This window comes from Ileibacterium valens (genome assembly GCF_001945525.1).
GTDB lineage: Bacteria > Bacillota_I > Bacilli_A > Erysipelotrichales > Erysipelotrichaceae > Ileibacterium > Ileibacterium valens.
The window spans coordinates 1-11179 of the sequence record NZ_MPJW01000193.1; the positions used below are offsets into that span (position 1 = coordinate 1).

Annotated in this window: 8 protein-coding genes and 1 tRNA gene; 6 read left to right on the plus strand and 3 right to left on the minus strand. The window is 40.5% G+C overall.

What is annotated here, in order from left to right; translation table 11 throughout:
• Nucleotides 1-213: 213 nt before the first annotated feature.
• A complete protein-coding gene (tnpA, locus tag BO222_RS13800) occupies nucleotides 214-354 on the minus strand; it encodes an IS66 family insertion sequence element accessory protein TnpA (RefSeq protein ID WP_158024594.1) in 141 nt (46 codons plus the stop codon).
• A 267-nt stretch (nucleotides 355-621) separates the two neighbouring features.
• Entirely contained in the window at nucleotides 622-1758 is a 1137-nt protein-coding gene (locus tag BO222_RS10135; RefSeq protein WP_075820689.1) for an InlB B-repeat-containing protein, read from the minus strand.
• Between the two features lie 47 nt (nucleotides 1759-1805).
• Here BO222_RS10135 and BO222_RS10140 point away from each other — a divergent pair.
• Nucleotides 1806-1882, plus strand: a tRNA-Arg gene (locus BO222_RS10140).
• 384 nt (nucleotides 1883-2266) lie between these two features.
• Here BO222_RS10140 and tig (BO222_RS10145) read toward each other — a convergent pair.
• Nucleotides 2267-3514 (minus strand): trigger factor, encoded by a 1248-nt coding sequence (tig, locus tag BO222_RS10145; protein WP_158024595.1) that lies wholly within the window; start codon nucleotides 3512-3514, stop codon nucleotides 2267-2269.
• Between the two features lie 619 nt (nucleotides 3515-4133).
• Here tig (BO222_RS10145) and BO222_RS10150 point away from each other — a divergent pair.
• From BO222_RS10150 to tnpA (BO222_RS10170), 5 genes are all read left to right on the plus strand, one after another.
• Nucleotides 4134-5516, plus strand: coding sequence for an NAD(P)/FAD-dependent oxidoreductase (locus tag BO222_RS10150; protein WP_075820694.1), 1383 nt, complete (start codon nucleotides 4134-4136; stop codon nucleotides 5514-5516).
• 797 nt (nucleotides 5517-6313) lie between these two features.
• Entirely contained in the window at nucleotides 6314-7573 is a 1260-nt protein-coding gene (gene tig, locus BO222_RS10155) for a trigger factor (protein WP_075820691.1), read from the plus strand.
• Between the two features lie 138 nt (nucleotides 7574-7711).
• A complete protein-coding gene (gene lon / locus BO222_RS10160) occupies nucleotides 7712-10120 on the plus strand; it encodes an endopeptidase La (protein ID WP_075820692.1) in 2409 nt (802 codons plus the stop codon).
• Nucleotides 10117-10752, plus strand: coding sequence for a ribosome biogenesis GTP-binding protein YihA/YsxC (gene yihA, locus BO222_RS10165; protein WP_075820693.1), 636 nt, complete (start codon nucleotides 10117-10119; stop codon nucleotides 10750-10752). The genes lon and yihA overlap by 4 nt, the downstream gene beginning before the upstream one ends.
• A gap of 180 nt (nucleotides 10753-10932) precedes the next feature.
• A partial coding sequence (gene tnpA, locus BO222_RS10170) for an IS66 family insertion sequence element accessory protein TnpA (RefSeq protein ID WP_198931989.1) occupies nucleotides 10933-11179 on the plus strand: 247 nt, incomplete at its 3' end.

An 11179-nucleotide genomic window follows, 5' to 3' on the forward strand; every position in this document is an offset into this window, starting at 1 on the left:
TGGCAACAGTATGCCGATCTACGCTATACTTTTTGGCCAGCTGTGTAAAGTTGGGTTTTATTCCTTGAATCTTTGCCATGTTCAACTCGAGATTAAGCTGGGTGGTTTGATTTCGTTTCATTTTGTCTTCCTTTTATAAGAAGGATATCAAAATAAAACCAACCAAAATTGGCGCATTTCTCGCTGCAATTATTGGTTGGTTTTACGTTAGCATTAACAGAAGGTGGATAAAGCCAGGCCGTTTTGGACGCAGAAGCCAGCCTGAGTCAGACCTGACACCTGATATTGATCAACCAGGTTCATCCACTGTTCCTGATTCAGTTCACGGGATTTGGAAAACAGATAATTATGCATAAAATCCTCCAGTTCTAGTCGAATACAGAATATCGACTGGAACCGGAGGATCTAAGCCCGTGCAAATTTCAAAAGGTTACCATCGATTTTGAATAACTTATTCAGATAATTTCTGATTTCATACAGATAATACAAAAAACAGCTCGGGGAACTATTTGTTCTGGCCGGGCTGTTTTTGTATACCAATGTTGAATTTAACGTTGCCGCTTTTCGTACGGCTGTTTCATCTGATCATCCAAACTTCTTAATTCAATGAGTCCAGGAAGACTAAGAATTCTTTGAAGCGAAACGATCTGGAGCGGCCATTCTTCGAGCTTTGCGGCTGAGAACAACTCGTTCCTTAGGTTCATGAACAGGTTTTTGTTCAATGCCCGTCTGAACTTGGATTTGCTCTGGAGCATTTGCTGGACTAACATCAATCTTTGTTTCCTGTTCAGAGGAGTTTGCTTCTTTTGGGATGCCTGGATTTTGAAGCGGTTTAGCTGGCAGAGAATTCATTTCTGTTTTTATTGGGTCAAGATCCTGAACATTGAATTCAGTGGTCTCGATTGAAGAAGATAAAATTTCTTCCTGAGTTTCCTGCGGCTCAATGATCAGAGGTTCTAATGGCTGCGGCGTTTCTCCCATGATATGAACTTCAGGGTTATCCTTTTCCCAGACCGCGCTTAATACTCTTTCTCCCATACTGCCTTTCATCAGTGAACGAAGAATGCGTCCACGGCGATCTTTCCATCCCTTGAATATGAATCCTGGTTTTACGGGTTTGTCCAAAAAACAGGTTGGCGTATCATAGCAGAATTCTTCAATTGGATGATCAGCAAAATAACCTCCATTGAGATTGTAAGTAATCGAATAGACTGATTTTTTCCATCCGGCATAAAGCACTGTATCCTGTTTAAAGATCTGATTTTCACTGACAGGGTGCATCAGGGATTCATCAAAGTACCAACCGGTAAAATCATAGCCAAGACGCATTGGTGGACGAAAAGCATCCAGTTTTCCAGCATCATTGGTCTGGCGGTCTGCAATCCGGGCTCCTTCAAAGGTTTCAAACGAAATCAAAGGTCTTTTGCCATATACGGCTTCCAGATGAATATCCTCATGAATACCTTCCGGAAGATACTCGACAAGTTTTCCGTTCCAGCGCCAGCCCGCAAAGACCATTCCGTCCTTATGGGATGGGTAGAGCTTTTTTAATCCGGATTCGATGGTAATGAATTGAGGATTTTTTTCTGAGTTCTGTCCTCCTCCAAGATCATAGGTCACCGAATAGGTGATTGGAATCCACTTATCATAAAGTGTGACTGAACCAGGAAGTTTTCCTCCCGGATTAATTCTTTTGGTTCTTGCTTCATCGACAAACCAGCCGTCGAATCGATATCCTGTTCTTTCTAAATTTTCCATGTTTTCCCCTTGTTCTGATATGTTTCGTATGGTATAGTTCTTTTGCTGTCCTGGTAGCTCAGTTGGATAGAGCATGCGCCTTCTAAGCGCAGGGTCGGGTGTTCGAATCATCTCCAGGACGCCATTTTTTTTTGCTTATTTTGTCCTTTGTATATCAAATCGATTGTGCAGTCGAGTAATATATGAAGGACTTTTTCATTTGTGATTGGATTGAATGAATTGTCAGCTTCTGGTTTACATTAATCCTTGGTTTTATCGTTTCTTCTGATGGATACAGATCATCAATAAGCAAGGTAAAACCAGGATCTATAGAGGACAGTAAAGTTCAATCCAATCACTCTGCCCTTAGTATACAATGAATGACGCAACGAAAAACGCCGCTTTCTGGCTAAAATTTAAAAATTTTCAGGACCTTGATGATCTTCCAAAACAGCGCACAAAAAAACGGACTTTCATGACTGAAAGCCCGTTTTTTTTTGGGGGTTTTATATTTTGTTTGAAATTTCAATTATTTGGCTAGGTTCTGATCTTTCAGGAAATCCATCGTCTTTCTCTGAACTAACTGAGTAGCAACTGTTCCGTAAGGAATAATGGCCTTAAGCTGTTCGGCAGGGAAGGAATACATCTGAGAAAGCAGAGCATATTCGTCTTCGATTTCCTTGTCTTCGGCAATAATGGCTTCCTTTTCAGCGATTGCTTCAAGAACCAGAGCCTGACGAAGGGTCAGGATAGCCTGAGGTCTTAACTGCTGCTTGAACGCGTCAAGAGTCTGACCAGAGAACTGCAAATACTGATCAAGAGTCATTCCATACTGCTTCATGTTGTTTTCATATTCATTGACGTACTGTTCAACCTGGTTGTCGATCATTGCGTCAGGAATATCCACTTCACTGCCATCAGCGACTTTTTCAAGAATGGTAGAGATTGCCTTGTTTTCAGCTTCCTGTTCCTTTAAAGCTTTTAAGTCGATAGCCAGACGATTTTTGAAGTCATCTACAGAGTGAATACCTTCAAGTTTCATTTTTGCGAGGAACTCATTGGTCAGTTCTGGCTTGATCTCCTTTTGTACATCCTTGACAGTGCACATGAAGACTACAGGCTGACCTGCAAGAGATGGTTCAAAATAGTTTTCTGGGAAGGTGACATCCACTTTAACTTTTTCGCCGGCTGTTGATCCGATAAGCTGTTCTTCAAATCCAGGAATGAACGAATGGCTTCCAAGGATCAGAGGATAGTTTTCACCGGATCCGCCGTCAAATGGAACACCATCTTTTTCGCCAACAAAGTCAATGATGACCTGATCGCCTTCTTCAGCTTTTGTTCCTTCAGGAAGAGTTTCCCAGAGTTTCTGAGCGCTGATCTGACGATTCATTTCAGCGATTACTTCTTCTTCTGGAACATCAACTGCATCTTTAGTTACATTCAGTCCTTTATACTGACCGAGTTTTACTTCCGGAAGCAGTGGGCAGTTAATTGTAATGGTTACGTTACCATCTGCATCGTCAGTTCCCATTAATGCCGGAGTATAAGCGAGCTTCAGCTTGTTGGTATCAACTGCTTCGGTTAATACCTTGCTTGCAAAACTCGAAATTGCGAATTCTCTTAAAACGGCTGGATCTTCTGATTTTGTCGTTTCTTTAGCTTCTTCCAAGGCCTTTTCAAAATCTGCTTTACTTACCGTAAAGGTAATTTCAGCCATATTCAGTTCAGGATAATTAATTTCATAGTCCATCGCATTCATCTTCTTTCTATACATTCTTATTTTAACATTTACAGATTGGGCTAATTCTAACGGTGACCAAAAGAACAGTTCATGATGCTCCATCAGAAAGTGGATTGTCACCAGCTCAGCAGCATTTATGCATTCTAAAGCATATAATTTCAGAATAAAAAAGTTTTTTAATAATGATCCGTCCCAGAAAATGGATATTGTAATCGGAAAACAAGCTGTTAAATCCTCCTGATATTTAAAATAAACTTAATAGGATAATTACATCATCATGTTCATCGAAGAAGATTCTGATGTTCTGCAATCTGGTCTAAAAATAACAGAAAAATGAAGATTCATAACATTGAGGGATTTTGCATAATTGATCTATTTTACAAATATTTTAGAGGACTCATTATAAGTACTTCTCTGAAATGATCATTTCCTGGTATTTCAATATTTCATTCAGGAACTGCAAAGTCACTGAAAGGATATGTGCGAATACCTTTCGTTTAGAAAACCGACTGAATAATGGGAATAAATTGGAAAAATTCTGCTAAAAATGAAAATTTTCAGAAAATATAAATATCGGTTTACATTGATGATCGCTTCGAGTAACATGTTTTAGGTTTTGCCAGAAGGCAATGAAAAAAAGGGAAATTATGAAATGAAAAACTATGATGCAGTGATAATCGGAGCCGGGCCGGGAGGCATTTTTTCGGCTTATGAATTAATCAAAAATAAACCTGAACTGAAAATTGCAGTTCTCGAAAAAGGATATCCATTGAATAAAAGACATTGTCCAATTGATGGAGAAAAAGTCAAAAGCTGTATCTCCTGTAAAGTCTGTTCGATTATGAACGGCTTTGGAGGAGCCGGAGCATTTTCGGATGGAAAATACAACATCACCAACGAATTTGGCGGTAATCTTCATGAATATATTGGAAAAAAAGAAGCAGAAGATCTGATGGAATATGTCGATGCGATTAACTGCGAAATGGGTGGAGCAGATGCCAGACTTTATGCCAGTGAAGATCCAGCGATTTTTAAGGAATGTCTGCAGAATGACCTTCATCTACTGAAAGCCAAAGTCCGTCATTTAGGGACTGATCTGAACTATATTGTTCTGGAAAATCTTTATGCTCTTTTAAAAGATCAGGTGGATTTCTACTTTGAGACTTCTGCAGAGCGTGTTTTCAAGGAAGATGGAAAGACAGTTGTTGAAACTTCGACTGGTGAATTGTTTGCAGGAGATTACTGTATCCTGTCATCAGGCCGTTCTGGAAGTAAATGGATGGAGAGTGTTTGTGAAGGACTGGGGATTCCGACTCAGAGTTCGCGAATTGATATCGGAGTTCGGGTAGAAGTCCCATTTGAGACTTTCTCGCATCTGACGGATAAGCTTTATGAATCCAAGATCGTTTATCGTTCGAAAAAATATCAGGACCGCATCCGAACTTTCTGTATGAATCCACATGGAGTGGTCGTTAACGAAAATACAAATGGAATTATTACAGTGAATGGTCATTCGTATGAAGATCCATCAATGTATACCGATAATACAAATTTTGCTTTGTTAGTGAGCAGTCATTTTACCGAACCATTCCATGAATCCAATCAATATGGAGAATCGATTGCCAGACTTTCCAATATGCTTGGCGGAGGAGTGATTGTTCAGCGTTTTGGCGATCTGATCCGGGGACAGCGGTCAACAGAAGATCGAATTCAATCCGGATTTGTTAAACCGACTTTACAGGCGACTCCAGGAGATCTCTCACTGGTCATTCCGAAAAGACAGCTTGACGATATCATTGAAATGATTTACGCCCTGGATAAAGTCTGCCCTTCGACTGCAAGTGATGACACGCTTTTATATGGTGTCGAAGTCAAATTCTACAATATGGAAGTGGAAGTCGATGGTTCATTAGAGACCAAAAGCGAAGGGGTCTACGTTATTGGTGACTGTTCGGGAGTGACCCATTCTTTATCACATGCCTCTGCTTCAGGAGTTCATGCAGCCAGATCCATTCTTCAAAAACTTGCGTTATAGTAGTGAAGTCGGATATCGTATCCGGTTTTTTTGCGAAGAAGTTCTGCAAGAAAACAGAAGAATCCAGGAATTAGAATCTTTTGATTCATTATATATTTCATCAATCAATATCAATCGATATATGATAAGGCAGCGTTTGATAAACAATACGATTTAAGTTGTGTGAATTTGGACTTTGTTTTCAAAGTGAACCAAATGGAATGCAATCAAAGAAACAGTTTTGAAAAAGAGAGTAAAGAACCTTTTCTTTCTGTTACAATATCAATTGGTTTGGCCGCATTCTGTTTACGGATGCTTTTACGATTTCTAACCTGATCTTCATAAAAATGGATAAAAGCTGAAGACAATTTAATCGATGGTGAATGTTATTTTCGTTTTTATGGGTTTTATTCGTATTTTTTTATGTATAAAAAAGCGACAACTGAATAGGTTCAGGACGAATCAAGAAGCACAAGCTGATATAATGCGGTGATCAGACGGTTTTGAATGATGATCTCTTATCCGATGAAATGAGCAATTCAAAAAGAAATTTTTTATTGAGATCGATGTTTTTTTCTATTTGCAGAGATTCATGGATTAAATAGACTTCATAATCGTTCTGAAAATCTTAAGAATGCCGAAATCCTGCTTTTATTAATAAAGGCGGGTTAGGGAGTATAGGGATCCAACAGCCCGAATTAACGCCTGCGGAGATGAACGGTCGATGAAACAGGAAGTGCCTGCCTCTGGCTTTTGCACAGTTTAGGACCCTTTATATATTATTTATATATTATTGAAAGGCGAGGAGAATAAGATTTATGGCTAGTAAAGTTGTAAAAAACGACGATCAAACAGTGACTCTTGAAGTTGTAGTCGATGGTGATGAATGGAAAAAGGCTAAAGACAATGAATTTCAGAAGCTGAGAAAATCACTTAATATTAATGGATTCAGAAAAGGACATGTTCCTGCAGCGATGGCTAAGAAACTGATCGACAAGCAGGCTCTGAACTACAATACGGCCTATGATATGGCAAATAAGGCTCTGCTTGTCGGACTTAATGAAACTGAAGTCAAATTTGTTGAATCTCCAACACTGGATATCAAAAAAGCAGATGATGATGAAGCTGTTTTCGCCTTCACTGCTGAAGTCTGGCCAGAAGCTGAACTGGGTGAATACAAAGGCTTCGGACTCAAAAAAGACGAAGTTGCTGTAACGGATGAAGAAGTTGATGCAGCCATCAATGATCAGGCAAAAAGAAAAGCTGATTTTGAAGCTGTGGAAGACGGAACTGGTGCAGAAGATGGAAACCTTGTAAAAGTTGACCAGGCCATTACCCTTGATGGTGATGAAGAACCATTTCATAAGGAAGAAGACACTGAAATTACATTAGGTACTACTCCTCTGAATAAAGCCGTTTATGATGCTTTAAAAGGAGCCAAAGTCGGCGATGTTCTTGATGTTGACTATAAATTAGAAGATGATGAAGACAGCAAACCTTTCCATGCTCATATCACAGTAAAATCGATCGAAAAGGAAGTCATTCCAGCGATCGATGATGAATTTGCAGCATCTTTAAAATTTGAAGGTGTAAACACTGTTGAAGAACTCAAAAAGTTCGTCAGAGAAAGAATCGAAGCTTCCAAAGACGAAGAAGCAAATGATAAATTCTCTGAAGCTGTACTGGATAAGGCAGTGGAAAACGCTAAAATTGAAATTCCTTCTGTTTTAATCGACAGAGAAATCGATAACATGTACAAGCAGTTAGCTTCTCAGATTCAGTCTTCTGGCCTTGATGTAGAAAAATACTTAAGCCTGATTAATTCTTCTCCAGAAGGTGTGAAGGAAAGAATGCGTCCAGAAGCTGAAAAGCGTCTGAAAAATACTTTCGTTCTTGATGCAGTCGCTAAAGCAGAAAATCTTCAGGTTTCCAATGATGAAGTTCTTAACGAAATCAAACTGCTTGCTCAGCAGTATGGAATTGACGAAAAGAAAATTGCTCAGCTGGTAAGATCTGAGGATATCAAGGAAGATCTTCTCAGAGAAGCAGCTATGAATTTCCTTTGCGACAATCAGTAATCGAGCAAACAAAAGAATCGAATTGAAAAAAGACGCATCCGCGTCTTTTTTCCGCTTTTAGCACTCCTGGCTGGTAAAAGCGTTGAACCTTCCGGTTCAAACAGGATATAAATATAATTAACGGTAAGGAGGGATATGATGAATACTAACTCGTATCCATTAATCTGTACCCGGGGAGTCATTTGCTTTCCAGGACAGGAAATTGTCATTGACGTAGGGCGCGAATCATCTTTACGCGCGATCGAAAACGCTCAGGATAATTTTAATGACAAAATTGTCATGTTCTCTCAGATTCACCTGGATGTAGAAAATCCAGGGATGAAAGATCTGCATTCAATGGGCACGCTTTGCGAGATTCGTCACGTGCGCCGTTTTGATAAATTTCTGCGTGTAAAATTCAGAGGCATTGAACGTGTCCGTATGAAAGACATTACTGAGGGAGACCTCTCTCAGCTGGCCTCTGTTGAAATGGTTCCGTCTGTTAAGCAGGATGAAACCGAGGAAGCTGTATTGCTTCGAATGCTCTCGAATGCTTTCGAAAACATGAACCCAGGAGAAAAGTTCATGTCGAAAGATCTGATGATCGAAATTTCAAGAGGAGCCGGAGCGGATTATCTTTCAGATAAGGCTGTTCAGACTTTTCCTTTAACGCCTGAACGCAAACAGGAATATCTCAATACCCCAGGAATCAATGATCGACTGACCATGCTTGTTTCCGATATGGAAAAAGAAAAACGAATGAATGAAGTTGAAAAGAAAATCAACGAAGCGGTTCGTGAACGGATTGATCAGTCACAAAAGGATTACTATCTGCGTGAAAAAATTACTGCCTTGCAGGAGCAGCTCGGCGAAGGCGGAGGAGTCGGAAAAGAAGCGGAAGATATCCGCAAAAAACTCGAAGCAAATCCATATCCGGAAAACATCAAGGCAAAAGTCTTAGAAGAACTCAGCCGTTATGAAATGCTTCCTATGGCTTCTGGTGAAGTGGGCACGATCAAAACCTATATTGACTGGCTTATGGATCTTCCGTGGTGGCAGGAAACCGAAGACAATGAAGACCTGAATGCGGTTCATGATGTTCTTGATGCTGACCATTATGGACTTGAGAAAGTCAAAGAAAGAATTATGGAGTATCTTGCTGTGAAGCAGAATACCAATTCACTCAAAGCGCCGATTATCTGTCTTGCAGGTCCTCCCGGAGTCGGTAAGACTTCTTTGGCTAAATCCATTGCCAGAGCACTGAACCGTCACTTTGTCAAAATGTCACTTGGCGGCGTGCGTGATGAAGCTGAAATCCGTGGCCACCGCCGAACTTATCTTGGCGCACTTCCTGGACGTCTGATTCAGGGAATGAAAAAGGCTCAGGTCATCAATCCAGTATTCCTGATTGATGAAATTGACAAGATGGCTTCCGATTATAAGGGAGATCCATCAAGCGCCATGCTTGAAGTTCTTGATCCTGAACAGAACTCTTTCTTCTCGGATCATTACATTGAAGAACCATATGATCTTTCCAAGGTTCTGTTTATCGCTACCGCAAACTATCTTGAAAATGTACCTCCAGCTTTGCGTGACCGCCTGGAGATTATTGAACTTTCAAGCTATACCGATGTAGAAAAAACAAATATTGCCCGTATGCACCTGATTCCAAAGCAGCTCAAGGAAAATGGACTGACTGAGGATCAGTTGATTATCGATGACGATATGATCTTATATCTGATTCGCTACTACACCAGAGAAGCCGGTGTTCGTCAGTTGGAAAGAACAATTGCCTCAATTGCCCGTAAGACGGTTCTGGCTATTCTCAAAGACCATGAAACTTCAATCAAACTGGATAAGGATCTGGTTAAAAAATGGCTGGGGAATGAAAAAGTTGACTACGGCAAGAAGGAAACGGAAGATCAGGTAGGTACTGTGACAGGCCTTGCTTATACTTCTTTTGGCGGAGATATCCTTCAGATTGAAGCCAATCGCTTTGAAGGGAAGGGAAATCTGAATCTGACCGGTCAGCTTGGTGATGTCATGAAAGAATCAGCTTCGATTGCTCTTGATTTCATCCACGCCAATGCTCTTAAATACGGTATTGAACCAGAAGAATTTGATAAGACAACCATTCACCTTCATGTTCCCGAAGGTGCAGTCCCTAAGGATGGACCTTCTGCTGGTATCACCATGACTACAGCTCTGGCTTCCTTAATGACAGGAATTCCTGTAAAGTCAAATCTGGCCATGACTGGAGAAGTGACCTTGCGTGGAAACGTGCTTCCGATCGGCGGTCTGAAGGAAAAATCTCTGGCTGCCTATCGTTCAGGAATCACAACCATCCTGATTCCAAAGGGCAACGTAAAGGATCTCGACGATATTCCTGAAGAAGTAAAGGAATCTGTGAAATTTATTCCAGTTTCTGTGGTCGATGAAGTTCTTGAAAATGCTCTGGTCAGACCTGTAACACCAATTGATCCGGAAGAATATAAGAAGAAAAAGGCTGAAGCACAAAAAAAGAAAAAAGAAGAAGTAGATCATTCTTTGACAGGTCAGAATAAATGAAACAGCTTAACGCATCATTTATTACTTCTGCAAGCGGTAAGGACAGCTGGCCGGAGCTGACTTTGCCGGAAGTCGTTGTCGTAGGACGTTCAAATGTTGGGAAAAGCAGTTTTATCAATGCTTTAACCAACCGCAAGAAACTCGCCTACGTTGGAAACACACCAGGCAAAACTCAGCTGCTGAATTTCTTTGATATCGATGGCCAGTGGACTCTTCTGGATGTTCCTGGCTATGGTTATGCCAAACTCTCCAAAAGCCAGCTTGAGAAGATGGGAAAGATGATGGATGAGTATTTTGAAGGACGAGAACAGATCTCTGGGATTGTTTCTTTAATCGACTCAAGACATGGTCCGACCAAAGATGACCTGGATATGATCGAATACTTCCGTCATTTTGATTTTCCTGTAATTATTGTAGCTACAAAGATCGATAAGGTTCCAAAAACCAAGCGTCTGAAAGCTTTGAAGGATATTTCTCAGAAGCTGCATCTGCCGCTTAAAAAGATTTATCCGGTATCAGCTGTTGAAAAGAGTGGTCTTGAAGAAGTCTACCATGCCATTCTTGATCAGATCGGTCTATCTAAACCAGAACCAAAAGAAGAAGATTCTGCAGCAGCAGAAACAGTAGAGTAGCTCTTGATACAATATTTTTAACAAATCCTGCCCCAAAAGGAATTCTCCTTTTGGGTTTTTTTTCAAAAATAATAATCATCGGATTGTTAAAAGAGTCGTAAGTTCTTTATATTTGACGGGGTTAAACCCTCCGGTGACCGTTGTTAGATTATCTACAACGAAACTGGAGGATTTTTCATTATGCCGAATTATCACTATGCGTCAACCAGAAAAGGAAACCGGGAATTCTGGACCAGACAGGTTCAGGCTTATCACCTGTCCGGACTTTCTCAGAAGGAGTTCTGCCAGAAGAATGGCTTGATCTATACCTCTTTTGGCTACTGGAAACGCAGATTGGAAAGGTCTGCGAAAGCTGAAGGAATAGAGTTTGTAGAGATTGATGTCGCTGCTGTCGCAGAAAACTCTGCCGCTATTACTCTGTCTGTCG

Coding starts and splice junctions, on each gene's coding strand:
- BO222_RS10150 (WP_075820694.1), top strand. CDS start 4,134: ATGAAAAACTATGATGCAGTGATAATCGGAGCCGGGCCGGGAGGCATT.
- tig (WP_158024595.1), bottom strand. CDS start 3,514: ATGTATAGAAAGAAGATGAATGCGATGGACTATGAAATTAATTATCCT.
- yihA (WP_075820693.1), top strand. CDS start 10,117: ATGAAACAGCTTAACGCATCATTTATTACTTCTGCAAGCGGTAAGGAC.
- tig (WP_075820691.1), top strand. CDS start 6,314: ATGGCTAGTAAAGTTGTAAAAAACGACGATCAAACAGTGACTCTTGAA.
- lon (WP_075820692.1), top strand. CDS start 7,712: ATGAATACTAACTCGTATCCATTAATCTGTACCCGGGGAGTCATTTGC.
- tnpA (WP_158024594.1), bottom strand. CDS start 354: ATGCATAATTATCTGTTTTCCAAATCCCGTGAACTGAATCAGGAACAG.
- BO222_RS10135 (WP_075820689.1), bottom strand. CDS start 1,758: ATGGAAAATTTAGAAAGAACAGGATATCGATTCGACGGCTGGTTTGTC.